This window comes from Pseudomonas sp. Irchel s3b6, from assembly GCF_900187415.1.
Classification (GTDB): domain Bacteria; phylum Pseudomonadota; class Gammaproteobacteria; order Pseudomonadales; family Pseudomonadaceae; genus Aquipseudomonas.
The window spans coordinates 21,860-47,729 of the sequence record NZ_FYDM01000005.1 but is presented as its reverse complement, the minus strand read 5'-3'; the positions used below and the strand labels follow the sequence as shown (position 1 = coordinate 47,729).

Annotated in this window: 27 protein-coding genes; 18 read left to right on the top strand and 9 right to left on the bottom strand. The window is 59.2% G+C overall.

Annotated features, from left to right (window positions below; all coding sequences use genetic code 11):
* Positions 1–762: 762 nt before the first annotated feature.
* A complete protein-coding gene (yaaA, locus tag CKW07_RS10875; RefSeq protein WP_095144901.1) occupies positions 763–1,542 on the bottom strand; it encodes a peroxide stress protein YaaA in 780 nt (259 codons plus the stop codon).
* A gap of 149 nt (positions 1,543–1,691) precedes the next feature.
* On the opposite strand from yaaA, the gene CKW07_RS10870 reads away from it, so the two are divergent.
* From CKW07_RS10870 to CKW07_RS10845, 6 genes are all read left to right on the top strand, one after another.
* Positions 1,692–2,816 carry a polysaccharide deacetylase family protein gene (locus CKW07_RS10870; protein WP_095144900.1) on the top strand — a complete coding sequence of 375 codons (1,125 nt, stop codon included), beginning with the start codon at positions 1,692–1,694 and terminating at the stop codon, positions 2,814–2,816.
* A 337-nt stretch (positions 2,817–3,153) separates the two neighbouring features.
* On the top strand, positions 3,154–4,548 hold the full coding sequence (locus CKW07_RS10865) for a PhoH family protein (protein ID WP_095144899.1): 1,395 nt from the start codon (positions 3,154–3,156) through the stop codon (positions 4,546–4,548).
* A gap of 232 nt (positions 4,549–4,780) precedes the next feature.
* The gene (gene moaC, locus CKW07_RS10860) at positions 4,781–5,254 is read left to right on the top strand and encodes a cyclic pyranopterin monophosphate synthase MoaC (protein WP_095144898.1); all 474 of its coding nucleotides are present in this window, start codon (positions 4,781–4,783) and stop codon (positions 5,252–5,254) included.
* Entirely contained in the window at positions 5,251–5,493 is a 243-nt protein-coding gene (locus CKW07_RS10855) for a MoaD/ThiS family protein (RefSeq protein ID WP_095077670.1), read from the top strand. Before moaC ends, CKW07_RS10855 begins: the two co-directional genes overlap by 4 nt.
* A 3-nt stretch (positions 5,494–5,496) precedes the next feature.
* Complete coding sequence (gene moaE / locus CKW07_RS10850; RefSeq protein ID WP_095144897.1) at positions 5,497–5,946, top strand: molybdopterin synthase catalytic subunit MoaE; 450 nt, start codon at positions 5,497–5,499, stop codon at positions 5,944–5,946.
* A 303-nt stretch (positions 5,947–6,249) separates the two neighbouring features.
* Complete coding sequence (locus CKW07_RS10845) at positions 6,250–7,026, top strand: ABC transporter substrate-binding protein (RefSeq protein WP_095144896.1); 777 nt, start codon at positions 6,250–6,252, stop codon at positions 7,024–7,026.
* Positions 7,027–7,071: 45 nt separating this feature from the next.
* Here CKW07_RS10845 and CKW07_RS10840 read toward each other — a convergent pair whose 3' ends face one another.
* The 5 genes from CKW07_RS10840 to CKW07_RS10820 all read right to left on the bottom strand — a co-directional run bounded on the left by CKW07_RS10840 (position 7,072) and on the right by CKW07_RS10820 (position 12,379).
* A complete protein-coding gene (locus CKW07_RS10840) occupies positions 7,072–7,698 on the bottom strand; it encodes a transcriptional regulator (protein WP_095144895.1) in 627 nt (208 codons plus the stop codon).
* Between the two features lie 88 nt (positions 7,699–7,786).
* Positions 7,787–8,914: an FAD-binding oxidoreductase gene (locus tag CKW07_RS10835; protein WP_095144894.1), complete on the bottom strand. Its 1,128-nt coding sequence runs from the start codon at positions 8,912–8,914 to the stop codon at positions 7,787–7,789.
* A gap of 157 nt (positions 8,915–9,071) precedes the next feature.
* Positions 9,072–10,022 (bottom strand): ornithine cyclodeaminase family protein, encoded by a 951-nt coding sequence (locus CKW07_RS10830; RefSeq protein WP_095144893.1) that lies wholly within the window; start codon positions 10,020–10,022, stop codon positions 9,072–9,074.
* 128 nt (positions 10,023–10,150) lie between these two features.
* Positions 10,151–11,626 (bottom strand): ATP-dependent RNA helicase RhlB, encoded by a 1,476-nt coding sequence (gene rhlB, locus CKW07_RS10825; protein WP_095144892.1) that lies wholly within the window; start codon positions 11,624–11,626, stop codon positions 10,151–10,153.
* 96 nt (positions 11,627–11,722) lie between these two features.
* Positions 11,723–12,379, bottom strand: a complete 657-nt coding sequence (locus CKW07_RS10820; RefSeq protein WP_095144891.1) for an alpha/beta hydrolase — start codon at positions 12,377–12,379, stop codon at positions 11,723–11,725.
* Between the two features lie 467 nt (positions 12,380–12,846).
* On the opposite strand from CKW07_RS10820, the gene CKW07_RS10815 reads away from it, so the two are divergent.
* The 11 genes from CKW07_RS10815 (at position 12,847) to CKW07_RS10765 (ending at position 22,363) form a co-directional block, all read left to right on the top strand.
* A complete protein-coding gene (locus tag CKW07_RS10815) occupies positions 12,847–13,878 on the top strand; it encodes an amino acid ABC transporter substrate-binding protein (protein ID WP_095144890.1) in 1,032 nt (343 codons plus the stop codon).
* 65 nt (positions 13,879–13,943) lie between these two features.
* Positions 13,944–15,125 carry an amino acid ABC transporter permease gene (locus CKW07_RS10810; RefSeq protein ID WP_095144889.1) on the top strand — a complete coding sequence of 394 codons (1,182 nt, stop codon included), beginning with the start codon at positions 13,944–13,946 and terminating at the stop codon, positions 15,123–15,125.
* Positions 15,126–15,135: 10 nt separating this feature from the next.
* A complete protein-coding gene (locus CKW07_RS10805; protein ID WP_095144888.1) occupies positions 15,136–16,233 on the top strand; it encodes an amino acid ABC transporter permease in 1,098 nt (365 codons plus the stop codon).
* 11 nt (positions 16,234–16,244) lie between these two features.
* Complete coding sequence (locus CKW07_RS10800) at positions 16,245–17,009, top strand: amino acid ABC transporter ATP-binding protein (protein ID WP_095144887.1); 765 nt, start codon at positions 16,245–16,247, stop codon at positions 17,007–17,009.
* 154 nt (positions 17,010–17,163) lie between these two features.
* Positions 17,164–17,823, top strand: coding sequence for a FadR/GntR family transcriptional regulator (locus CKW07_RS10795; RefSeq protein ID WP_095144886.1), 660 nt, complete (start codon positions 17,164–17,166; stop codon positions 17,821–17,823).
* Positions 17,813–19,129, top strand: a complete 1,317-nt coding sequence (locus tag CKW07_RS10790) for a CynX/NimT family MFS transporter (protein WP_095144885.1) — start codon at positions 17,813–17,815, stop codon at positions 19,127–19,129. Before CKW07_RS10795 ends, CKW07_RS10790 begins: the two co-directional genes overlap by 11 nt.
* Positions 19,130–19,228: 99 nt before the next feature.
* Positions 19,229–19,699: a nuclear transport factor 2 family protein gene (locus CKW07_RS10785; protein WP_095144884.1), complete on the top strand. Its 471-nt coding sequence runs from the start codon at positions 19,229–19,231 to the stop codon at positions 19,697–19,699.
* A 42-nt stretch (positions 19,700–19,741) separates the two neighbouring features.
* Positions 19,742–20,062: a GIY-YIG nuclease family protein gene (locus tag CKW07_RS10780; protein ID WP_095144883.1), complete on the top strand. Its 321-nt coding sequence runs from the start codon at positions 19,742–19,744 to the stop codon at positions 20,060–20,062.
* A gap of 87 nt (positions 20,063–20,149) precedes the next feature.
* Positions 20,150–21,085, top strand: coding sequence for a glutathione S-transferase family protein (locus CKW07_RS10775; protein WP_095144882.1), 936 nt, complete (start codon positions 20,150–20,152; stop codon positions 21,083–21,085).
* A 319-nt stretch (positions 21,086–21,404) separates the two neighbouring features.
* Entirely contained in the window at positions 21,405–21,671 is a 267-nt protein-coding gene (locus CKW07_RS10770) for a hypothetical protein (protein ID WP_176465306.1), read from the top strand.
* A gap of 281 nt (positions 21,672–21,952) precedes the next feature.
* Entirely contained in the window at positions 21,953–22,363 is a 411-nt protein-coding gene (locus CKW07_RS10765) for a hypothetical protein (RefSeq protein ID WP_095144881.1), read from the top strand.
* A 296-nt stretch (positions 22,364–22,659) separates the two neighbouring features.
* Here CKW07_RS10765 and CKW07_RS10760 read toward each other — a convergent pair whose 3' ends face one another.
* Both CKW07_RS10760 and yejK read right to left on the bottom strand, forming a co-directional pair.
* Positions 22,660–23,010: a glutaredoxin domain-containing protein gene (locus CKW07_RS10760; protein WP_095144880.1), complete on the bottom strand. Its 351-nt coding sequence runs from the start codon at positions 23,008–23,010 to the stop codon at positions 22,660–22,662.
* Positions 23,010–24,014, bottom strand: coding sequence for a nucleoid-associated protein YejK (gene yejK / locus CKW07_RS10755; RefSeq protein WP_095077646.1), 1,005 nt, complete (start codon positions 24,012–24,014; stop codon positions 23,010–23,012). Before yejK ends, CKW07_RS10760 begins: the two co-directional genes overlap by 1 nt.
* Before the next feature lie 396 nt (positions 24,015–24,410).
* Between yejK and CKW07_RS10750 the strand changes: the two genes are divergently transcribed.
* Positions 24,411–24,692: an HU family DNA-binding protein gene (locus tag CKW07_RS10750; RefSeq protein WP_007905514.1), complete on the top strand. Its 282-nt coding sequence runs from the start codon at positions 24,411–24,413 to the stop codon at positions 24,690–24,692.
* Between the two features lie 99 nt (positions 24,693–24,791).
* Here the strand turns inward: CKW07_RS10750 and rlmF are convergent, their stop codons facing one another.
* Positions 24,792–25,823 carry a 23S rRNA (adenine(1618)-N(6))-methyltransferase RlmF gene (rlmF, locus tag CKW07_RS10745; protein ID WP_095144879.1) on the bottom strand — a complete coding sequence of 344 codons (1,032 nt, stop codon included), beginning with the start codon at positions 25,821–25,823 and terminating at the stop codon, positions 24,792–24,794.
* Positions 25,824–25,870 lie beyond the last annotated feature (47 nt).

The window sequence follows — 25,870 nt, the reverse complement described above, 5'->3', positions numbered from 1 at the left end:
CAGCGGTCAAAGAGCACTCGGAAGTTAGGTGAGCAGGCGCCACAACGCCGTGTGCTGGCATACTCAATTTCGAGTGTCTAAATAAGTGCACTCAAGTTGTGCGTAACTTGGCCGGATTATGTTGGCTTGCCCTGATATGCAGCCCGGCGTCCTCGGGACGTCGTGGTGCAGCAGAATGGTGGCACTTGAATGTCGGCACAATGCCAGCAATATCAAGCACTTTGGTGCTCGAGTGAGCACGCTTTCAGGGGCAAAGCCTTGGCCTTAATGGGGATAGTGAGGTTAGGTTCTCTCCTGCGGTTCACTGTTATCCCGATTCAGTGGCCCCGATGCGCAAGTTGTGTGTAGCAACTTGGTTATAGGGTTAGCACTGTTCGTAAGTTATCTCGTACAAGCGCTGCGAGAATCGTTACCGATGGTATGAGCGGTGCATTTTCAGATAGTTCATGGCCGTTCATCCTGAAATCTGAAATTTCTTGAAATATTGCAAAAGATGGCACTGCCCTCATATTGATAGCACTTACCATTTCGCCCTTTATTGGCGGGGAGTTAATTGGCCGGGATAGTTTTATGCCACTACCGGTAAAAAAAACACGTGCCACTAGTGAAAAAAATCACCGTTGTCGAGTGAAATTAAAGTTAGCGAACAGGTGCGCTGTGTTTTTGGCGTCATGAAAATGACGATTTGGCAGGTGCCGGGGCAGAATCGGGCAGGTTGCAGGCGCACGTGCATCTCTCAATGCCGTGCGCCAGGAGGAGGGGTTACTCGGGGGCGTGATCGCGCAGGAACACCAGATTGTCTGGTTTCGATTGTTCGGCGCTGTAACGGTACCCCTGTGCGTCAAATTGCTTGAGTGCTGCGGGGTCGTCGATGCGTTCCTGGATCACGAAGCGGCTCATCATGCCGCGGGCTTTTTTCGCGTAGAAACTGATGATCTTGTACTGGCCGTTCTTCAGGTCCTTGAACTCGGTGTTGATGATCCGGGCGTTCAGGGCGCTGCGTTTGACCGCCGAGAAATACTCGTTGGAGGCCAGGTTCAGTAGTACATCGTCACCTTGCTCGGCCAGCGCTTCATTAAGCCACTCACTGATGAGCGTGCCCCAGAAGGCGTACAAATCCTTGCCACGGGCGTTGGCCAGCTTGGTGCCCATCTCCAGCCGATACGGCTGCATCAGGTCCAGCGGGCGCAGCAGGCCGTAGAGGCCCGAGAGCATGCGCAGGTGCTGCTGGGCATAGTCGAAGTCGGCTTCGCTGAAGGTCTGGGCATTCATGCCGGTGTACACGTCGCCCTTGAACGCCAGCAATGCCTGCTTGGCGTTTTCCGGGGTAAAGGCCGGGGTCCAGCTGCCGAAACGGGCAGCATTGAGGCCACCGATCTTGTCGGAAACGTGCATCAGCTCGCTGATGTGCGCCGGTGTCAGCTCGCGCAATTGCTGGATCAGTTCCTGAGAGTGGTCCAGGTATTGCGGCTGAGTGAAGCGCTGGGTGGCCGGCGGTGTTTCGTAATCGAGAGTTTTGGCGGGGGAAATCACCATCAGCATGAAGTCGTCTCCTTTAATCGTGCGGCGATTCTAGGGGGTTGTCCTGCTTGACTCCAGCTATCGGGGTCATAGGTGATCGGCGGTGTGCCGCGATCCCGTAAGCGGGATCGGCTATAGTGCCGCGCGGGTTTTGTAACGGAGACATCCCTTTGCGCATCGCTTTACTGTTTGTTGCCTGGCTGTCGGCTGCCGGAGCGTTTGCCGCGCCCAACGAACCGGCCTCGCTGGATCGCAGTACCTGGCCAGAACCACTGACCAGCCCGACCCTGTTCGATGTTGCCTCACGGGCGGAGATCCTCACATTTGCCCGCGCGCTGCTGGCCAGTGAATCGCTGGACGAAGCCGCATTAAAGCAGCGCCTGGGGCTGCGCATGATCAACCTCGATGCCATCAACACCCTGCGCGAGCGGATGTGGCAGCGCCTGCTCGTCAATTACAACTTCGCCCAGCAGAGCTGCGATCAGGATGCTTCTTTCTGCTTCCTGGTGGAGGACCGGGATACCCTGCGTCAGCAGGCCGCCAAGTTCGAGCTGGGCCCGGACTCCTATTACACCCGTTGGGTCGACCCGAGCCGGCAGTTTCATGAGCGCTACCTGGACGAGCAGTTGCGCAAGGCCGCGCTGCTGCCACAGGTTGGCAGCGAAGTAGCGTTGTTTGGCGACCACGAGCGCAATGGCGATGGTCTCAACGACCGGCTCTTTGCACTGAGTTTCGACAGCGGCGCCAACCTCGCACCGGATCACACGCCATGGCTGACCGAGTACCTGCGCAAGGCGAAGCTGAGCGGTACCTTCTTTGTGCTGGGCAGTGATATCCAGAACCGTCTGGCGCAACACTCGGTGGGCGAGTTGCAAGCGCTCTATTCAACGCAGTGCATCGGCGTGCAGGGCTGGGAGTTCCGTTCCCACAGTCACTGGCAGGACTGGCAGTACTCGGTGACGCGCAGCGTCGAGCTGGTGAAGAACAAGCTGCCAGAGAACTTCGTACCGCTGTTCCGTCCGCCCACCGGCCAGCGCCGCGCTGATGCGGCCGGTTTCTTCAGGGGCCAGGGGTTGCAGGTGGCGCTTTGGGACATTGATCCTGCGGACAGCAATCGTCAGTTGACCGGTGAACAGAGCGCACAGCGGGTGCTGACGCTGATGCTGTTGTGGCGCCATGGGGTGATCAATTTCAACGCAAAACAGGATGGGGTCAAAACGGCGATGCCCTGGCTGTTGGCGCACACGGCGCAAAGCGGGATCGGCTGGGAGGATTGTCAGGATACGTTCCGCTGAAAAAAACGCAGGCCCCGGAAATACGGGGTTTGGGGTGATTTCAGGAGGGATTTCGAGGCAGGCGGACTTTCGACTTTAACGGTGCTGGGGCAATGCGCCAAGCGCTTTTTATCGCTCTGAAAAATAAACTTCAAAAAAGCGTCAAAGTACTTTTTTCTGTCACGGGTTTTGGAGTATTACGAAGACAGACCGCCGAAACCTGCAACACAGGTGGCGTCTTCCAAGACCCGCTTGTGTGCAATTCACCTGAAGCCCCCACGGGTGAATTCGGTGGCCACTTCGAGGCGCAGCACTGTCATGGTATTGCGTCGACTGGCTCCCACAAAGGTGACCGAGTATGGATGATCACGGACGTAGCTCTTCTTCCAACCAGCCAATCCTTTATGTACTCGATACCAACGTATTGATTCACGACCCAAACGCGCTCCTGAACTTCGAAGAACACCACGTTGCCATACCGATGACCGTCCTTGAGGAGCTGGACAAGCTCAAGAGCGGGCATCACAGCGTTGCGGCCGAATGCCGTCAGGCTATCCGGTTGATCGACAAGACCCTGGGCGATGCCTCACCCGAGGATGTCGAACAGGGAGTGCCGATTCAGCGGGGCAAGAGCGGGCCGAAGGGTTTGCTGTCAATTCTGATGAGCAAGCGTGCCGAGCCGACCATCATTCTGCCCGAGCACCTGAACGACAACATCATCATCAACCAGTTGATCGACCTGCATACACGCGATCCGAAGTTGCCTGTGGTGCTGGTCACCAAAGATATCAACATGCGCCTCAAGGCCCGTGCCTGCGGGATTGCGGCCGAGGACTACAGCACTGACCAGTTGGTCGACGACGTGTCGCTGCTGCCTAACGGCTATCACAACATGACCGGCTCGTTCTGGGACCGTGTGAGCAAGGTCGAAACTCGTCAGGACCATGGCCGCACCTGGCATCAGGTGCAGTTGATCGACAACCTGCCGGCGGTGCATATCAACGAGTTCATCATCGATGAGCAGGGGTTTGTCGGCTGGATCAAGGAAATAGAGGAAGACAAGCTGCTGATTCTGGACCTGCACCAGGAACCGCTGTTGCACCAGGAAGCCTGGGGCCTGAAGCCACGTGATATCTATCAGAGCCTGGCGCTGTATGCCTTGCTCGACCCGGATATCCACCTGGTCAACCTGTCGGGTGCGGCCGGTTCCGGTAAAACCATCCTGGCGCTGGCTGCTGCCATCGAGCAGACCATGGTCAGCAAGCGCTACCGGCGCATCATCGCCACCCGTAGCGTGCAGGGCCTGGACCAGGAGATCGGTTTCCTGCCCGGCACCGAAGCGGAAAAAATGGAACCTTGGCTGGGCGCCATTACCGACAACCTCGAAGCCTTGCACATGGATGATGAAAGCACCCATGGCAGCGTCGACTACATCCTCAGCAAAGTGCCGTTGCAGTTCAAATCCCTCAACTACATCCGCGGTCGCAGCTTCCAGCAAAGCCTGATCCTGATCGATGAATGCCAGAACCTCACCCCGCACCAGATGAAAACCATCATCACCCGTGCCGGCGCCGGTTCCAAAGTGGTGTGCCTGGGCAACCTGGCGCAGATCGACACCCCTTACCTGTCCGCGACCAGCTCCGGACTGACCTACCTGACTGAACGCTTCAAGGATTTCCCCAACGGTGTACACATCACCCTGCAAGGGGTGCCACGTTCGATTCTGGCCGAATACGCCGAATCGCATCTGTAACCGTCAATCAGAACCGGGCGGCCGCAAAGCCGCCCGGTTTTTTTATACCCGACACCCATATCCCCTGTAGGAGCGAGCTTGCTCGCGAGAAACCTGAGGGCGCCGGGGTAAATCAGGTTTACGCGTCATCGTTGACCACCATCGCGAGCAAGCTCGTTCCTACAGCGTAATCAGGCGTGCGAAAAATTGACCCGCGGGTTTACAATCGACGCTCCTGATCAGGAGTAATCCCGTGCTGACTCATCTCGATTCCCAAGGTCGCGCCAATATGGTCGACGTCACTGAAAAAGCCGTGACGTCCCGTGAAGCCACGGCCGAAGCGCTTGTGCGTATGCTCCCTGAAACCCTGCAAATGATTGTCAGCGGCGGTCACCCCAAGGGCGATGTGTTCGCCGTGGCGCGCATTGCCGGGATTCAGGCCGCGAAGAAAACCTCCGAGTTGATTCCGTTGTGCCATCCGCTGATGCTGACGGGCGTCAAGGTCGAGCTCAGTGCCGAAGGGGTCGATGCCGTGCGGATTACCGCTCGCTGCAAGCTGGCGGGGCAGACCGGGGTGGAAATGGAAGCGCTGACCGCCGCCAGCGTCGCCGCGCTGACGATCTATGACATGTGCAAGGCCGTGGACCGTGGCATGGTCATCGAAACCGTGCGCTTGCTGGAAAAGCTCGGCGGCAAGAGCGGGCATTACCAGGTGGCCGGGCAATGAAACTGACGGTGAAGTTTTTTGCCCGTTACCGCGAGGCGCTGGGCGTGGACTCGGTGAAGGTCGAAGGCGATTTCGCCACGGTCGATGATGTGCGCGTGCTCTTGGCGCAACGCGACGGTGCCCAGGTGCTGAGCGAACAGAACCTGATGTGTGCCCGCAATGAAGACCTGTGCCAGCTCGACGAGCCAGTGAGCGACGGTGATGAAGTGGCGTTTTTCCCCACCGTGACGGGAGGCTGAGCCATGGCGATTCGCGTGCAGCCCACGGCGTTCGACCCCGGTGCTGAAGTCAATGCGATGCATGCGGCGAATGTCGGCGTCGGCGCGGTGGTCAGTTTTGTCGGCTACGTGCGCGACTTCAATGACGGTCTCGATGTGGCCGGGATGTTCCTGGAACACTATCCGGGCATGACCGAAAAGGCGCTCGGCAAGATTGCCCTGGAGGCAGAGCAGCGCTGGCCGCTGCTCAAACTTGAAGTACTGCATCGCATCGGTGCGCTGGAACCAGGCGAACCGATTGTCTTCGTTGGTGCGGCCAGCGCCCACCGTGAGGCGGCATTCGAGGCTTGTGCCTTTGTCATGGACTACCTGAAAACCCGCGCGCCGTTCTGGAAGAAAGAAAACACCAGCGACGGGCCGCGTTGGGTGCAGGGGCGTGACAGTGATCATGCGGCGGCGGATCGCTGGAAGTAGTGTTCAGCGCTGATTATTTCCACGCTCCCGCGTGGGAGCGCCACCCGGAACGTTCTGCGCTCCAGCCCTCGATGTGACGCAGAGCGTCACTGGATGCCTTTCCACGCAACGCGTGGGAACGATCACCACGATCTCCAACCCCCTCAATTCACTCACTCGACCAATGGGCGAAATACCCCTGTTCGCCTGATTGACGTAAAATACATAAAAGTCCAGTATGGAATTATAAGTACAAAAAAAGGCGTTCCCTGTTTCTCATTCTTCACTCTTGCCAAACCAACAACAACTCGCGAGAAAACGAATATGAAGAAATTCCCCCTCATCAGTGGTCTGGCCCTCAGTCTGCTGGCGTCTACCAGCCTTTTCGCCGCCGAGAAAACCCTGCGTCTGGGTATTGAAGCGGCGTATCCGCCATTTGCCTCCAAGACCTCGGATGGAAAAATCACCGGTTTTGACTATGACATCGGCAATGCGCTGTGCGCGCAGATGAAGGTCAAGTGCGAGTGGGTCGAGGGTGAGTTCGATGGTTTGATTCCTTCCCTCAAAGTGAAGAAAATCGACGCCGCGCTGTCGTCCATGACCATTAACGAAGACCGCAAGAAGTCGGTGGACTTCAGCCACAAGTACTACTTCACTTCCTCGCGGCTGGTGATGAAGGAGGGGGCCGTGGTGGATGACCAGTATGCCAGCCTCAAAGGCAAGACCATTGGTGTGCAACGGGCGACCACGACCGACCGCTATGCCTCTGAAGTCTTCGAGCCCAAGGGCATCAAGGTGGCGCGTTACAGCAACAATGAAGAGATCTACATGGACCTGGCGGCCGGGCGGCTGGATGCCATTTTCGCCGATACCATTCCACTGAGCGACTTCCTGTCGATGCCGCGCGGCAAGGGTTACGCCTTCGTCGGCCCGGAGCTCAAGGATCCGAAGTACGTGGGCGAGGGGGCAGGGATTGCGGTGCGCAAGGGCAACACCGAGTTGGTCACCCAGCTCAACAGCGCCATTGATGCGATTCGGGCCGATGGCCAATACCAGAAGATTTCCGAGCATTACTTCAAGTCGGACATCTACGGCGATTGATGACCTGTGGCGAGGGAGCGTGCTCCCTCGCCACAACGGCAGATGTCAGCCCTTCAATTCCTTCAAATGCTTGTACACCGTCGCCCGGCCCATGTTCAGTACATTGGCCACATAGTTGGAGGCGCTCTTGCCCTTGAAAGCGCCTTCGGCGTGCAGTGCCAGCACCAGCTCGCGCTTATGCTCGCGGGTCAGCACGTTCAGGCCCAGTTGCCGCTCCCGCAGCCAGCTATGCAGGAAGGTGTTGATCCGTTCCTGCCAGTCATCGCGAAACAGCGCATCGGGTTGCGGAATCAGCTTGCTCGGCGACAGAAACAGGTCCAGCGCCGCCTTGGCGTTTTCAAGCAGCGAAATATTCAGGTTGATGCACAACACCGCCATCGGCTGGCCTTCGCTGTCGCGTAGCACGCTGCTCAGGCTGCGGATCTTCTGACCATCCCAATTGAGCTTTTCATAAGGGCCAATGTTGCGCTCGCTGACGTCACCGCTGAGCATGTCTTCCAGCGCGGCATCGCCGCCGACTTCGCGTTTGGACAGGTTGTTGGCGATGTAGTCGATTTTCTGCGTGCGCAGGTCGTGCAGCACCACCTCGGCATGGGGGAAAAACAGCGTGGCAATGGCGTCGGCGACCGCCCGGAAATTATCCAGGGCAGGATCTTGAAGAGGTGGGTTCATCGGTGTTGCTCCAGGCAATCAGCACCCCTTGAGCCAGGGGCGCTGGAAGTTTGCCGCAATCGGGATCGGACGTCACCCCAAGGCGGGGTCAGCCGAGGCGGGAAGGGGACAGCATCTCGGCGCTCAGGCCAAAGCGGCGCAGGTGTTCCGGCAAGGCCTCACCGCGAACCAGCGCGGCACTGGCCTGGCCCATGGCCGGCGAGGTCTGGATGCCATAACCTCCTTGGGCTGCTACCCAGAACAGCCCGGGCACCTGGGGGTCGAAGCCGCTGATCAGGTCGCCATCGCCGACAAAACTGCGCAGGCCTGCCCAGGTGCGGGTGGGGCGGCGAATTGTCAGGGTAGTGGCTTCTTCGATCTGGTAGATGCCCATGGCGATGTCCAGCTCTTCCGGCTGCACGTCATGGGGTTCGACCGGGTCGGCATTGGCGGGCGAGCCGAGGAACATCCCGGCGTCCGGCTTCATGTAGAAGGACTCGTCGAGGCTGACCAGCATCGGCCAATTGTGGATGTCCACGCCGTCGGGACCGGCGAAGATGAACGCGGCGCGGCGCTTGGGGACCAGCCCCAGGGGTTTGGCGCCGGCCATTTCGCCGAGCCGGTCGGCCCAGGCGCCGGCGGCATTGATGATGACCGGTGCACTGAAGGTCTGGTGGGTGGTGCTCACCTGCCACAGGTCGTCGGCATCCCGGGACAGGCCCAGCACTTCACAGTCGGTGTGTACTTCGCCCTGATTGCGGCGGATGCCGCGCAGGTAGCCTTGGTGCAGGGCATCGGTGTCGATGTCGGTCGCGGTCGGATCGTAGATCGCACCAAAGACCTTTTCTCGACGCAGGATCGGCAGGCGCGCACAGGCTTCGTCGGCGCTGAGCAATTGCATCTGCGGCACCGTGGCCTTGGCGCTCAGGTACTGGTTGTTCAACTCGTCCGGATCGCCGGTGAAGTCGACGGTCATCTCGCCGCGCGGGGTCAGCAGCGGGTGTTCGCAGAAGCCGGCTGGCGGTGTGTCGAAGAAATCCCGGCTGGCCTGGGTCAGCGCCCGCACTTGTGGCGTGCCGTAGGCTGCGGTGTACAACGCTGCCGAACGCCCGGTGGAGTGGTAGGCCGGGTGGGATTCACGTTCCAGCACGATCACCCGAGCGTGTTGCGACAGCCAGAAACCGGTGGAAGCACCGGCGATACCACCGCCGATGATGATGAAGTCTGCCTGGGTCATGAACGTCTCCTGAAAGGCGCAAATACCGAAAGTGTGGAGGTGCCCTGCGGGAGCGAGCTTGCTCGCGATGGTCGTGAACGATAACGCAGAAAACCTGATACCCGACGGTGCTCTCAGGTTTTTCGCGAGCACGCTCGCTCCTACAAAGGGAGAGGTGTCAGCTCAGTAATTGGTAAATGGCGTTGGCCAGCGCGATGTCTTCCAGGCCCAGCCCGATGGAGCGGAAAAATACAGGGCGATCATAGGTCGGGCGTGGCGCCTGTTCGCTCAGCAGTTCAGCCAGGTCGCCGATGATGGAGGACTTGTTCCAGCCATGCTGTTCGCTGGCGATCAGCATTTCGCCGGCCGAACCCGGTGTGGTCAGGCGATAGTCGCAATAGACCTGCATGTTACCCAGGGAGTGTGGCGGCACTTCGTGAGCCCGCACGGCGTTGGTGCTGATGGAGGTGATCAGCGCCGGCTTGCTCAGGTTCCGTGGATCGATCACGGGACCTGCGGATGAGGTGCAGAGCATGATCACGTCGGCGTCCTGGATCGCCGCTTCAAGGCTGCGTTCTATTTGCAGGCGCGGGTCGATGGCCATCCATTGAGCCTGTGTCTCGGAACTGCAGTTCGCCAGGCTGGGCGAATGAAGACTGATGCTTTGCCACTCGCGCAGGTGCTTCACGTAGTGCAGGTGCGCTTGCGCTACCGGGCCGCTGCCAATGATTGCCAGGTGTGCCGCGTTTGGCCGGGCCAGGGTGTCAATGGCCACGGCCGTGGTGGCGGCGGTGCGAGCCGTGGTCAACTCGCCGGCATCACACAGCATCAAGGGCTGGCCGGTCTGCATCGACATCAACAGCGTCCAGGCCGTGACCAGAGACCCGCCGTCCTTTCGCACAATGTAGGGCGAGGTTTTCACCCCGTACACACCGTCTTCGGCCAACACCCCGAGGTAGTTGATGAAGTCACCCGCGCCTTGCGGGAACTCCACCAGCTGCTGAGCCGGTTGCACGGCCTGGCCGGCGGCCAGGTCACGGAACAGCTTGCGCAGGATCTGTGGCACGTCGACGCGATCAAGCAGTTCGCGGGCCTGGGGTTTGGCGATCACAAAAGGGAGGCTGGACATGCGGAGGCTCCATGGCGTTGCAAGTAAACTAATTTGTCCATTGTGGACTTATTGTTCCGATTGGCAATATCCAGGCGTAAAAAAAGCGCAGTCCGTTGCCGGCTGCGCTTCTCTGGTTGCTACTCGACCTACGGGCGCTTGCGCTCTACGGGGCGTAGCAGATGGGTCGGCGGGGTTTCGCAACTGATCTTGCGGCCCAGCAGCGTCTCGATGGACGGTAGTTGGTAGGAGTCGTCTTCACCGGCAAAGCTGATGGACACACCATCGGCGCCTGCACGACCGGTACGGCCGATGCGGTGCACATAATCGTCCGGCACTTCGGGCAGGGTGAAGTTGATCACGTGGCTGATGCCGTCGATGTGAATCCCGCGACCGGCGACATCGGTGGCCACCAGTACGCGGATCTTGCCTTCGCGGAAGCCTTCTAGGGTCTTGATGCGCTTGTGCTGCGGAACGTCGCCCGACAGTTGGGCGGCGTTGACACCGTCGCGCACCAGGCGTTCTTCGATGCGTCGAACTTCATCCTTGCGGTTGGCGAAGACCATGACCCGCTCCCAACCGTTGTCGTTGACCAGGTTGTAGAGCAGCTTGTACTTGTCGGCACCGGCCACGGCGTAGATGTGCTGCTCGACGTTTTCGCTGGCCACGTTCTCGGATTCGATTTCGACGATGGACGGATCAGTGGTCCATTGCTTGGCCAGGTTCATCACGTCTTCGGTGAAGGTCGCGGAGAACAGCAGGGTCTGGCGTTCGCTTTTCGGTGGGGTCTGGCGAATGATCTGACGCACTTGCGGGATGAAACCCATGTCGAGCATCCGGTCGGCTTCGTCCAGCACCATCACTTCCACCATGTCCAGGTGCACGTCGCCGCGCTGGTTGAAGTCCAGCAGGCGGCCTGGCGTGGCCACGAGGATGTCACAGTGGCGGGCTTCGAGGTGCTTGAGCTGCTTGTCGAAGTCCATGCCGCCGACGAAGGTCATCACGTTGAGGCCGGTGTACTTGGTCAGGTTTTCCGCGTCCTTGGCGATCTGCACCACCAGCTCACGGGTGGGGGCGATGATCAGCGCCCGCGGCTCGCCCATGTAGCGCTCTTTCGGCGGCGGGGTCTGCAGCAGTTGGGTGATGATCGAAATCAGGAACGCGGCGGTTTTGCCAGTACCGGTCTGGGCGCGACCGATCGCGTCCTTGCCGGCCAGGGTAAAGCCCAGTACTTGTGCCTGGATCGGCGTGCAGTACGGGAACCCCAGGTCCTGGATGGCGTGCATCAGTTCCGGGGCCAGTTTGAAATCGTGGAAGCGGGTTTTGCCTTCCTGGGGCTCGACGACGAAGTCCTCGAGTTTCCAGGCGACGACCGGCGGCTTGGCGGCACGTTCGCGACGTGGCTTGGCAGGTTTTACCAGCTCGCTGAGCGGTTTTTGCGCGACCGCTTCGCTGGCAGGCGGGGTCACCTGCTCGTGTTTGGGAGCCGCAACGGCAGCGGCACGGCCAGGCTGATGACCGTCGGTACGGCTGCTGGTGGTCGGGGAAGGTGCGCTGGAGCTGGGCGCGAGCTGCTCAGCCTCGCTTTTACCGAACATTTTCTTGAGTGCTTTGAGCACGGTCATCTCATCAATTGGTTAAGGAATGTACGCCGGCCAGTGTAATGCAAGAATCGGGCGCGGCGTAGTGTGTTGGTCATACTGCTACACGAAGTTTGTGTGCTAGCGCAAACGTTCGCTGAGCCAGACGCCAATATCGCGAATTTCTTCGGGTAACACTTCGTGACCCATTGGGTATTCCTGCCATGCCACGGTGACACCACGGGCCTTCAGGTGCTCGTAGGCCGTGCGGCCCATGGCGTTCTGCACGACATCGTCGTACTGGCCATGCAGGCACAGCACCGGAATCCGCTGTTGGCTGGCGGAAAGTTCCAGCTCGTCGCTGAAGGTTGGCGCATAGGTGGAGAGGGCAAGTACGCCACCGAGCGGTCCCTGCCATTTGAGGAACGTGCTGTGCAAGACCACCGCGCCACCCTGGGAAAAGCCGGCCAGGAAAATCCGCGAGGCGTCTATTCCGCTGGCGCGCTGCTCTTCGATCAAATCGATGACCCGCTGTGCCGATTCATCCAGTTGTTCACGGTTGATTGCCCGCGCCGGACTCATGGCCAATATGTCGTACCAGCTCGGCATCTCGTAACCACCGTTGATGGTCACGGCGCGGGTCGGCGCCTGGGGCAGCACGAAGCGGGTTGTCTGCAGTATTTCCTGTAACGCTTCGGCCACTGGCAGGAAGTCATAGCGGTCGGCGCCCAGGCCGTGAAGCCAGATGACACAAGCGTCTTCGGGCTTGGCGGGGTGAAGAATCAAGGGCTCGGTCATGGTTGCTCCATTGTTGTGCGCTCGCTCCCTTTGAGTGCGAGCTCAAAGTGCACGGCATGTCGATCAGTTAAGAAGATGTCGCAAGGTTGCAAGTTTTGCTCTTGACCTGTCACTGAACCGCTTAAGCGGCCGGTGTGGTACGGCGCTTGCTATGAAAGAGCCCGTGCAAGCAATCCTGCGCCTGGCGGTAACACTATCAGGCTACTGTCAGCTGCGGGAGTGCAAAAGTCCGGTGATGGACGTTCGCCATAGGCCGCTACGGGCTTGGCAGACAAGAAAGGGCTACAGCCCGTTCGGCCGATTGGTGAGAAGTGAGTTTTCCATTATGTGGATTTTCTCCTACTAGACTCATAGCTAAGGTCTGACGCCGCTTGACCCTATAAAAAGCCAACACGGGTCAACAGCGCCTCAAAAGGGTGCGGCAGGACTCAAGCTCCGACACAACAAGAGCAAAACTGGAGGTTTGAATGAAGATGTTGAAATCCACCCTGGCAGTCGTGACTGCGGCCGCAGTACTCGGCGTCAGTGGGTTTGCCCAGGCGGGCGCAACCCTGGATGCGGTCCAGAAAAAAGGTTTCGTACAGTGCGGTGTGAGTGACGGTCTGCCGGGCTTCTCGGTTCCGGACTCCACCGGCAAGATCGTCGGTATCGATGCCGACTACTGCCGTGCTGTGGCCGCTGCCGTCTTCGGCGATGCGACCAAGGTCAAGTTCAGTCAGTTGAACGCCAAAGAGCGCTTCACCGCGCTGCAGTCGGGCGAAATTGACATCCTGTCGCGCAACACCACCATGACCAGCTCCCGTGACTCGGGCATGGGCCTCAAGTTTCCTGGCTTCATCACTTACTACGACGGCATCGGCTTCCTGGTAAACAACAAGCTGGGCGTCAAGAGCGCCAAAGAGCTGGACGGCGCGACCATCTGCATCCAGGCCGGTACCACCACCGAGCTGAACGTTTCCGACTACTTCCGCGGCAACGGTCTGAAATACACCCCGATCACTTTCGACACCTCCGATGAAAGCGCCAAGTCGCTGGAGTCCGGCCGTTGCGACGTACTGACCTCCGACAAGTCCCAGCTGTTCGCCCAGCGCAGCAAGCTGGCAAAGCCTGCGGACTACGTGGTTCTGCCGGAAACCATTTCCAAGGAGCCGCTGGGCCCGGTCGTGCGTAACGGCGACGACGAGTGGCTGGCCATCGTGCGCTGGACTGGCTACGCCATGCTCAACGCTGAAGAAGCAGGCATCACGTCGAAGAACGTCGAAGCCGAAGCCAAGGCCACCAAGAACCCGGACGTTGCCCGTCTGCTGGGTACCGACGGTGAATACGGCAAAGACCTGAAAGTGAAAAAAGACTGGGTCGTCCAGATCGTCAAGCAAGTCGGCAACTATGGCGAAGTGTTCGAGAGGAACCTCGGCAAGAGCACTCCGCTGGAAATCGACCGCGGGCTGAACGCTCTGTGGAACAACGGCGGCATTCAATACGCACCACCAGTGCGCTAATGGATCTATCACCCGGTGGGCCAACCGCCGGGTGATGTTCTGTTCCATTATTTGCGGGGCACTTCATGCAAAATTCAATCGGCGCACCAAAGCAGAGGCTCAGCCTCAGCGATCCACGAGTGCGTGCCTGGGTATTTCAGATCATCACGATTGCCGCGGTGGTCTCGCTGGGCTGGTTTCTGTTCGATAACACTCAAACCAACCTGGAACATCGGGGTATTACCTCCGGTTTCAGCTTTCTGGAGCGCAGTGCCGGATTCGGCATCGCTCAACACCTGATCGACTACACCGAATCGGACAGCTATGCCCGGGTGTTTGTCATCGGCCTGCTCAACACCCTGTTGGTGACCTTTATCGGCGTGATTCTGGCGACGATCCTCGGATTCATCGTCGGTGTGGCACGGTTGTCGTCGAACTGGATCATCGCCAAGCTGGCTACTGTTTACGTGGAAGTCTTCCGTAACATTCCGCCGCTGCTGCAGATCCTGTTCTGGTACTTCGCGGTGTTCCTGACCATGCCAGGGCCACGCAACAGCCACAACTTCGGTGACACCTTCTTTGTCAGCAGCCGCGGCCTTAACATGCCGGCAGCGCTGGCAGCGGACGGCTTCTGGGCATTCATGGCGAGCATCGTCGTGGCCATTGTCGCCATCGTGCTGATGTGCCGCTGGGCCAACAAGCGTTTCGAAGCCACCGGCGTCCCGTTCCACAAATTCTGGGTGGGGCTGGCGATGTTCCTGGTGATCCCTGCACTGTGCGTGCTGATCTTCGGCGCACCGCTGCATTGGGAAATGCCTGAGCTCAAGGGTTTCAACTTTGTCGGTGGCTGGGTACTGATTCCTGAACTGCTGGCGCTGACGCTGGCCCTGACGGTGTACACCGCGGCGTTCATCGCCGAGATCGTGCGCTCCGGGATCAAGTCGGTCAGTCACGGGCAGACCGAAGCGGCCCGCTCGCTGGGGCTGCGCAACGGTCCGACCCTGCGCAAGGTGATCATCCCGCAAGCCCTGCGAGTGATCATTCCACCGCTGACCAGCCAATACCTGAACCTGGCGAAGAACTCCTCGCTGGCCGCCGGTATCGGTTATCCGGAAATGGTTTCGTTGTTTGCTGGCACGGTGCTGAACCAGACCGGGCAGGCGATCGAAGTCATTGCCATCACCATGAGCGTGTACCTGGCGATCAGTATCAGCATTTCCCTGCTGATGAACTGGTACAACAAGCGCATTGCGCTGATCGAGCGGTGAGGAAACGCGCATGAGCATTCATATTTTCAAACCTGACATGCCAGCCCCTAACCGCAGTATCGGTGTGGTGGCGTGGATGCGCGAGCACATGTTCTCCAGTTGGCTCAACACCCTGCTGACCCTGCTGGCGTTCTACCTGATTTACCTGGTGGTCCCGCCGATCCTGCAGTGGGCGGTCCTGGACGCCAACTGGGTTGGCACCAGCCAGGCCGACTGCACAAAGGAGGGCGCCTGCTGGGTGTTCATCCAGCAGCGCTTTGGTCAGTTCATGTACGGCTACTACCCGACGGATCTGCGCTGGCGCGTTGACCTGACCGTGTGGCTGGCGGTACTCGGCGTGGCGCCGCTGTTTATCTCGCGCTTTCACCACAAGGCGGTGTACGGCCTGGGCTTCCTGGTGCTGTACCCGATCATGGCCTACTTCCTGCTGCATGGCGGCATCTTCGGCATCACCACCGTGGCGACTAGCCAATGGGGTGGCCTGATGCTGACCCTGGTGATCGCCACGGTCGGGATTGCCGGCGCCTTGCCGCTGGGGATTGTGCTGGCGTTGGGGCGGCGCTCGAACATGCCGGCGATTCGTGTGGTCTGCGTGACCTTCATCGAGTTCTGGCGCGGCGTGCCATTGATCACGGTGCTGTTCATGTCGTCGGTGATGCTGCCGTTGTTCCTGCCCGAAGGCATGAACTTCGACAAGCTGCTGCGGGCCTTGATCGGGGTCATCCTGTTCCAGTCGGCCTACGTCGCCGAGGTGGTGCGGGGCGGCCTGCAAGCGATCCCCAAGGGGCAGTACGAAGCTGCCGCGGCGATGGGCCTGGGTTACTGGCGCAGCATGGGCCTGGTGATTCTGCCGCAAGCCCTGAAGCTGGTGATTCCCGGCATCGTCAATACCTTCATTGCGCTGTTCAAGGACACGAGCCTGGTGATCATCATCGGCCTGTTCGACTTGCTCAACAGCGTCAAACAAGCCGCCGCCGACCCGAAATGGCTGGGCATGGCCACTGAAGGCTACGTGTTCGCGGCCCTGGTGTTCTGGATTTTCTGTTTTGGTATGTCCCGCTATTCCATGCATTTGGAACGCAAGCTGGACACAGGCCACAAGCGTTAGGAGCGTAGTTTATGAGTGAAGCGATCAAACAGCCTGTGAGCCCTGAAGGCATTATTCAGATGCAGGGCGTCAACAAGTGGTACGGCCAGTTCCACGTGTTGAAAGACATCAACCTCAACGTCAAGCAGGGCGAGCGTATCGTGCTGTGCGGGCCGTCGGGTTCCGGCAAGTCCACGACCATCCGTTGCCTCAATCGCCTGGAAGAACACCAGCAGGGCCGCATCGTGGTGGATGGCGTGGAACTGACCAACGACCTCAAGCAGATCGAAGCGATTCGCCGTGAAGTCGGCATGGTGTTCCAGCACTTCAACCTGTTCCCGCACCTGACCATTTTGCAGAACTGCACCCTGGCGCCGATGTGGGTGCGCAAATTGCCCAAGCGCAAGGCCGAGGAAATTGCCATGCATTACCTGGAGCGCGTACGCATTCCAGAGCAGGCGCACAAGTACCCGGGGCAACTGTCCGGCGGTCAGCAACAGCGTGTGGCGATTGCCCGTGCCCTGTGCATGAAGCCGAAAATCATGCTGTTCGACGAACCGACTTCGGCACTCGACCCCGAGATGGTGAAGGAAGTGCTCGATACCATGATCGGCCTGGCTGAAGACGGCATGACCATGCTCTGCGTGACCCACGAGATGGGCTTTGCCCGCACCGTGGCCAACCGCGTGATCTTCATGGACAAGGGCGAAATCGTCGAGCAGGCTGCGCCGAACGACTTCTTCGACAATCCGCAGAACGAGCGCACCAAGCTGTTCCTGAGCCAGATCCTGCATTGATCCAGGCTTGGTAATGAAATAAACCCGGACAGTGTTCCGGGTTTATTTTTGTCCTCGATTTTTGATCATCTCCCGGTAACCCGTTGCTCTGGTGGATTAACCTGACTAACATGTCAGAAAATTCATCCTATGATTGGATGAAAGGGCGAATTTCATGACAGACACCTCCCCACTGATTAAGCGCTCCCTGGTCGATCAGGCCCTTGAACAGCTGCGCCTGCGTATCAACACCGGCACCTGGACCGTCGGCCAGCGCCTGCCCACGGAGCCGGAGCTGGCGAGTGAGTTGGGCATCAGCCGTAACACCGTGCGTGAAGCCATGCGCGTGTTGGCGTTTTCCGGGCTGATCGAAATCCGCCAGGGCGACGGCAGTTACCTGCGGGCGGTGGTCGACCCACTCGATACGATGAAAGCCTTGTCCCGCTGCTCCCATGAGCAGGCGCGGGAGACCCGGCACATTCTGGAAGTCGAGGCCATAGGCCTGGCGGCGTTGCGCCGTACCGATGAGGACCTGATTGCACTGCGTGCAGCGCTGGGTACCAGTGGCGGTCACTACCATGGTGATCTGGACAGCTACATCGCGTGCGACATGGTGTTCCACCGCCTTCTGGTGGACGCCGCACACAACCCGACCCTCAGCGAGCTGTATCGCTATTTCTCCAGCATCGTCGGCGCGCAACTGCGCGAGACCCTGAGCATCACCCCCAGGCGTCAAGCCGTGTTCGATCTGCATATCGATTTGCTCGATGCCGTCGAGCAGCGCGACCCGCAGCGGGCCAAAGCCATTTGCCGGCAGTTGATCAATGAACCGTGAGACCGAGAGCCCTATGTCCAGCCAGCAGGCGACCCCCAACAGCACGGCCCAGGCCAAACGTTCGACGGAGCTCGAAGAGCTGCTGATCGATGCCGAGGCCGATGACGAACAGGTCCAGCAAAGCCATCCGGTGTTGCGTCGCCCGTGGCTGTTGTTGCTGGGGCTGGTGCTGGTGGCGCTGAACCTGCGTCCGGCGCTGTCGAGCATGGCGCCATTGCTCAGCGATGTGTCGAAGAACCTCGGGTTGTCGGCGGCCCAGGCCGGTTTGCTCACCACCTTACCGGTCCTGTGCCTGGGCCTGTTTGCCCCGCTGGCGCCGGTGCTGGCACGGCGTTTTGGTGCCGAACGGGTGGTCCTGGGGATTCTGCTGACCCTGGCGGGGGGGATTATCCTGCGCAGTTCCTTCGGTGAGATCGGCCTGTTTGCCGGCAGCATTCTGGCGGGTGCCAGCATTGGCGTGATCGGCGTGTTGTTGCCGGGCATCGTCAAGCGCGATTTCGCCAGGCACGCCGGCACCATGACTGGCGTGTACACCATGGCCCTGTGCCTGGGCGCCGCCATGGCCGCCGGTGCGACGGTGCCCTTGAGCGAGCATTTCGGCGACCGCTGGGCGCTGGGTCTTGGCTTCTGGATGATCCCGGCGCTGGTCGCGGTGGTCTTCTGGCTGCCGCAAGTCGGCAGCCGACAGGGCGCACACAACGTGGCGTATCGAGTGCGCGGCTTGCTGCGCGATCCACTGGCCTGGCAAGTGACCCTGTACATGGGTCTGCAATCGTCGCTGGCCTACATCGTGTTCGGCTGGTTGCCGTCGATCCTGATCGGCCGTGGCCTGACGCCCACCCAGGCCGGGCTGGTGCTGTCCGGTTCGGTGATCGTGCAGTTGGCCAGTTCACTGGCAGCTCCCTGGCTGGCCACGCGTGGCAAGGATCAGCGCCTGGCGATTGTGGTGGTGATGTTGATGACCCTGGGCGGCTTGTTTGGTTGTCTGTATGCACCGATCGAAGGCTTGTGGGGCTGGGCGATTCTGTTGGGACTGGGGCAGGGCGCTACGTTCGCCCTGGCCCTGACCTTGATTGTGCTGCGTTCGCGTGATGCCCATGTGGCGGCCAACCTGTCGAGCATGGCCCAGGGTTTCGGTTACACCCTGGCCTCCATGGGGCCGTTTGCGGTCGGTATCGTGCATGACTGGACGGGTGGCTGGACCGCGGTGGGCTGGATTTTCGGGGTCATAGGCCTCGGCGCGATCATCGCCGGGCTAGGTGCAGGTCGCTCGCTGTACGTGCAGGTTGAAAGCGAAAGGCTATGAGATCGACACACTACCGGTATTTGCCTGGCGAATACCGGTAGTTTTCCCGACGTTTGCAGACTATCGTCCAGGTACCTTTCGATTGTCCGGAGTCTGTCCATGAGTGACGCCAACCGCGCCTTGATCACGGCGTTCTATCAAGCCTTCCAGCGGCTGGATGCCGAGGCCATGAGCGCCTGCTACACCGAGGATGTGGTGTTCAGTGATCCGGCCTTTGGCGAGTTGCGCGGGCGCGATGCCGGCGACATGTGGCGGATGCTCACCAACCGCGCCAAGGACTTCTCCCTGACCTTCGACAGCGTGCGTGCCGACGAACGCACGGGCAATGCTCACTGGGTGGCCACGTACCTGTTCAGCCAGACCGGCAACACGGTGGTCAACGATATCCAGGCGCGTTTTGTGTTCCGTGACGGCAAGATCTGCGAGCATCACGACCAGTTCGACCTGTGGCGCTGGTCGCGTCAGGCGCTGGGCTTCAAAGGGCTGGTGCTGGGCTGGACGCCACTGGTGCGCAACGCCGTTCGGGCCCAGGCCTTGAAGGGTTTGAAGGCGTTCCAGGTCGGTCGCTGATAAGATCGCAGCCTTGTCTTCTTTTTAAGTCTTGAGCGTCACGTGAGCACCCTGAGCGATACCTCCCCCCTTTCTGAAGAGCCTGCAATTACGCTCGGCAAACCCTGGTTCGTCTACCTTGTTCGCGCGGCCAATGGTTCGTTGTACTGCGGCATCAGCGATGATCCGGTCAAGCGTTTCGCCAAGCACCAGAGCGGCAAGGGCGCACGGTTTTTTCTCTCAAGCCCGGCGGTGGAGTTGGTCTATACCGAAGTCTGCCGCGACAAAAGCGAAGCGCTGCGTCAGGAACGCCTGATCAAGAAACTCAGGAAAAGCGCCAAGGAATGCCTGGTGGCGAGCGCCGCTGCCGGCTTATCAATCTGACTGATAAGCGTCCATCAGGCGGATGGGTAGGCTGCTATCCGATTGCGCGTTAAGCTGCCAATTCCTCACACAAGCGGCGGAACCAGCATGTCCGAGTTGATTCTTCATCATTACCCGGCTTCCCCATTCGCGGAAAAGGTACGCCTGTTGCTGGGCTTCAAGGGCCTGTCCTGGCGCTCGGTCAACATTTCGCCAGTGATGCCAAAACCTGACCTCACCGCGCTGACTGGCGGTTATCGCAGGACCCCGGTATTGCAGGTCGGCGCGGATATCTATTGCGATACGGCCCTGATTGCGCGGCGTCTTGAGCAGGAAAAGGCCCTGCCGGCGTTCTTCCCGGAAGGCCGGGAAATGATCACCGCCAGCTTCGCGGCCTGGGCTGACTCGGTGGTGTTCCAGCATGCGGTGAGCCTGGTGCTCCAGCCGGAATCGATCGCGGTGCGCTTCGGCAAGTTGCCACCGCACGCGGTCAAGGCGTTTGTTGCCGACCGTGCCGGGTTGTTCAGCGGCGGCAGTGCCACTCGCTTGTCGGCCGAGCAGGCCAAGCATCAGTGGCCGACGATCATGGCGCGTCTTGAGCAGCAGTTGCAGCGCGAGGAGGGGGATTACCTGTTTGGCGAGCCTTCGATTGCCGACTTCGCCATGGCTCACCCGCTGTGGTTCCTCAAGGGCACGCCAGTGACATCGCCGCTGGTCGATGGCTATCCGGCGGTGTCGGCCTGGCTGGGTCGGGTGCAGGGCTTCGGACATGGCGCGTTCAGCGAGATGACGGCCGAAGAGGCGCTGCAGGTGGCACGGGATTCACAACCGGCGGCCTTGCCGGATGAACTGTTCGTTGAGCCAAACGGCTTCAAGGCGGGTCAGCAGGTGGTGATTGCCGCCACGGACTATGGGGTTGATCCGGTTGAAGGCCAGTTGCTGTTTGCCGGCAGCGAGGAGTTGATTCTACGCCGCAAAGACGAGCGGGCTGGCTTGGTGCACGTGCACTTCCCGCGCTTGGGTTTCCGCATCGAAGCCTGCTGAGGGACACATGTGGGAGCGGGCCGGGCGGCGCTCCGCTTGCTCGCGAAGGGGGAAAAACATTCAACTTTGATGGTGGCTGACAGACCGCTTTCGTCGGAACGCCGCCCGGACCAAGTCCGCTTGTATGTTTAGACTTGTAGGGGTGGTGGGACTAAAAGCCAGCATCTGACTCTAGCCAGTACAGACTGTGGGAGACTTCGCTCCACCCCTTTACCAAAGCGCCGATAAGGAATGCATCGGCCATGACCGACGATAGAAGCAAGCCAGCGCAACGGTGAAGCCCCGACAAGCCTTTAAACCCTAACCCGGAGCCTTCTTTATGGCAATGAGTGTCTCGCATTGTGTCGTAGGTGTGGATGTCGCCAAGGCCGAAGTGGTGGTCTATCAAGCCGATACCGATCAACTGTCAATCGATAAACCAGCCCTCAAGCAATGGCTGCACACGTTACCGGCAAACAGCGCCATCGCCATCGAAGCCACCAACATCTATCACCTAAGGTATGTCTGTAATGCAGGGAGTGGCCGCTGCGAGGTGCTCGCAGCGGCGAAAAGTGCGTACTCAGCAACGATGTTGATCGCATTTTGAGCTACCGCCGTTTTTGAAATCGCAGCTGGAGAAATGGTCGGAAATATCGGGCTACTTCAGACCATTCCTAAGGACCTCTGAAGCAGGGCGTCCATCACGAATGGAGATTTTTTGTTCTGGCATTTAATAAGCCCTACGGATTTTATTCGTAGAGCTTATTGGTTTTGGAAAGATTTTGATATGTCAACTATCAGTGTTGGCAGTTGACGCTGAATATTACATCTCTTACTTTCAAGTGACGGGCGCTTACCGTCCGATAACAAAACGTGGAGAGCGATAGTATGTTAGATATTCAGAATGTAGAAAAAAGTTTGCTAAATGCTACTGGGAAATTTGAATATACCGTTGATGGAGGTGCCGTTGTCGTCCCTGCTTATAAGTATGCTCATTTTGATTCGGAGGGTGGCGCTTATGCAGTTTTTATAGGGCGTAACACGAGTACGATTAACAACGAAACGGGTGTCTATGTTTCGTTTCAAAATACGCCAGATTTTTGGGGCGTGGATGTTCCTCTTGGCGACAATGTCACAGCCAGTTATCGAATGCTTGGCAGTAATTGGGAAGGCCAGACAGGCAGTGTTACCGGGTTTTTCCGCACTTCGGAAAGAAGGGCGATTATTCAGTTTGATTTTATGGCGCACAGAGCATCGAGCAGTTTGCACATAAAGGGGTCTTTCATATTGTCTGTGTAATGTTTTCGTCAGTTGATACGGCGGGGAATATCATTTTTTGATATGTTTGACAGTTACACTTGGGTGGCGCCTGATTGGGGCGGTTAAGGCCGTGCGGCAGGTGTCATGATTAAGATGGATAAGAGGGTGGAGCTGTCATGGCTTCGCCCTTTCCGTTGGTGAGGAGCAAAAGGTGTTAAAGAGGGTAGTGCTAAGTACCTAAGGGTGGCCTGAAGTTCGCCCTGATGAAAAGCCAGAGCGAATACCACCCAAACTCAGTTATTGGAGCTTCCCCTCAAATATAGAGTCTCCCACAGTTACTTCAGTGCTGCCAGAATCGCATTCGGGTCATACCCGCGAATCAGCGTCCCGTTCACATCGATGATCGGAATGCCCCGGCCGCCCAATGCTTCATAGGCCTTGCGCGCATCAGCGTCTTTCTCGATATCGAATTCCTTGTAGGGGATACCTTTCTGGTCGAGAAAGCGCCGGATCAGCTTGCAGTAGCCGCACCACTCGGTGGCATAGAGCGTGACCCTGGCATTGGCCTGGATCTGCGCGGACACCCCTTGCGAGGGGTTGAATACCCGCTCGATCTTGCCCCAGTTCTGGTAGGTCACTACCACCAGCAAGATCAGCAGGAACTTCTTCAGGACGCCTGCGAGCATCAGTTGCGACGCTTGAGCTGGTCGGTCAGGGAGGTCGGCAGGCCCTTGATGATCAGGGTGCCGGCCTCTTCGTCGTATTCGATCTTCGAGCCCAGCAGGTGCGCTTCGAAACTGATGGACAGGCCTTCGGCGCGGCCGGTGAAGCGGCGGAACTGGTTCAGGGTACGCTTGTCTGCCGGAATCTCGGGCGACAGGCCGTAGTCCTTGTTGCGGATGTGATCGTAGAAGGCTTTCGGACGTTCTTCGTCGATCAGTCCGGACAGTTCCTCCAGGCCCATCGGCTCGCCGAGCTTGGCCTGGCTGCTGGCGTAGTCGACCAGGGTCTTGGTCTTCTCGCGGGCGTCGTCTTCGGGCAGGTCTTCGCTTTCGACGAAGTCACTGAAGGCCTTGAGCAGGGTACGGGTCTCGCCCGGGCCGTCGACGCCTTCCTGGCAGCCGATGAAGTCGCGGAAATACTCCGACACCTTTTTCCCGTTCTTGCCCTTGATGAACGAGATGTACTGCCTGGACTGCTTGTTGTTCTGCCACTCGGAGACATTGATTCGCGCCGCCAGGTGCAACTGGCCCAGGTCCAGGTGACGGGACGGGGTCACGTCGAGCTGGTCGGTCACGGCCACGCCTTCGCTGTGGTGCAGCAGGGCGATAGCCAGGTAGTCGGTCATGCCTTGCTGGTAGTGGGCGAACAGCACGTGGCCGCCGGTCGACAGGTTGGACTCTTCCATCAGCTTCTGCAGGTGTTCCACTGCAATGCGGCTGAACGCGGTGAAGTCCTTGCCGCCCTCGAGGTATTCCTTCAGCCAGCCGCTGAACGGGTGCGCACCGGATTCGGCGTGGAAAAATCCCCAGGCCTTGCCCTGTTTGGCGTTGTAGCTCTCGTTGAGGTCGGCGAGCATGTTCTCGATGGCGGTGGACTCTGCCAGTTCCGAGTCGCGGGCGTGGAGAACTGCAGGGGTGCCGTCGGGTTTTTTGTCGATCAGGTGGACGATGCAATGACGGATCGGCATGGGCTTCTCGGCTCAATGAATGGAGGAGGGCGTGCTCCCCCGAAAAAGTGCCCAGTGTACCGCACCTGCCGGTTTTGGCGGTGCTTGAACGGCCGTTGAGGCCAGTCGGGCCGGGCTTATGCGGTTTTTTCCCGATTTAGAGCAATAAAGCTGACCAAATGGGTAGGTAGAGGCGGATATTTCCCCGTCTCTGTGCTAGTTTTGCCCCGTCTTACGCGAAGTCACTGCGTTAAGCGTGCATTCAGCATTTGTCAGGTCGAACCAAACCCTTATTTCGGCATCTATAACCCCGAACCGTCGGTGTTGTAGCCGAGGGTGCCAGATCCAGAAGATCGGGCTCGATGGCTGACACTGCACTCTGCAATCCATATGAATTTGATAGGGAAGGAACACTACATGGCTCTTACTAAAGACCAACTGATCGCCGATATCGCTGAAGCTATCGACGCGCCAAAAACCACCGCGCGTAACGCACTGGACCAACTGGGCCAAATCGTTGCTGATCAACTGGAAAACGGCGGCGAAATCACCCTGCCAGGTATCGGTAAGCTGAAAGTGACCGAGCGTCCTGCCCGTACCGGCCGCAACCCTTCGACCGGCGCTGCCATCGAAATCGCTGCCAAGAAAGTTATCAAGCTGGTTGTGGCTAAAGGCCTGACCGACGCTGTTAACAAGTAAGACGCATAAAAGAAAGCCGTGCTGCGGAGCGATCCTGGCACGGCTTTTTTGTGTCCATTACAACGATTTACGCAAGGTAAATCGCCGCAACACGTCTATTTACTCCGCTGAGGCCTTGACCCACCGCGCCTGACGCCAGGCCTGTTGCTGCACCTTGCTCTGGAATGTCCAGGCAACGAAGCGGCTTTGCTTCTGCCCTTGGGACATCTCCACGACCTGGCTTTGCAGCGCGCCGGCTTTTTTCAGTGCGGTTTGAATGGCTGGCAGGTTCGAGGCTTTGGACACCAGTGTGCTGAACCACAGTACCTGCTGGGCAACTTGAGCGCTTTCGCTGATCAGTTGTGTCACGAAGCGTGCTTCGCCACCCTCACACCACAGCTCTGCTGCCTGGCCACCGAAGTTCAGTACCGGCAGTTTGCGTTTTGGGTCGGCCTTGCCCAATGCTCGCCATTTCCGGGTGCTGCCCCGTGTCGCTTCGTCCAGGGAGGCATGGAACGGAGGGTTGCACATGGTCAGGTCAAAGCGCTCGGCGCTCTCAAGCAGGCCCAGGAGGATCTGCTTGGGGTTGGTCTGCTGGCGCAACTGGATCGATTTGTTCAGGCCGTTGGACTGCACAATGGCCTTGGCGGCTGCGATGGCGGTCGAATCGATTTCCGAGCCCAGAAACTGCCAGCGGTAATCGCTGTAGCCGATCAGTGGATAGACGCAGTTGGCGCCCATGCCGATGTCCAGTACCCGTACCGCCGCACCGCGAGGGATCACGCCGTCATTGCCGCTGGCCAGCAGGTCGGCCAGGAAGTGCACGTAGTCGGCGCGTCCTGGTACCGGCGGGCACAGGTAGTCCGCCGGAATGTCCCAGTGGGCAATGCCATAGAACGACTTGAGCAGCGCCCGGTTGAACACCCGTACGGCATCAGGGCTGGCGAAATCGATGCTCTCTTTGCCGTAGGGGTTGATGATCACGCACTTCGCCAGTTCCGGCGTGCTCTTGATCAGCGCCGGGAAATCGTAACGGCCCTGGTGGCGGTTGCGCGGATGCAGGCTGGCCTTTTCGCGGGGCGCCACGGCTTTGGCCGGGGTCGCGGACTCAGGCTTCTTGCGCGCAGGTTTGGGGGAGCGGGGGGCGTTCATTGGTGTGATCGATTCGGGTATGGCTAAAAGTGGCGGGCATTGTCCCA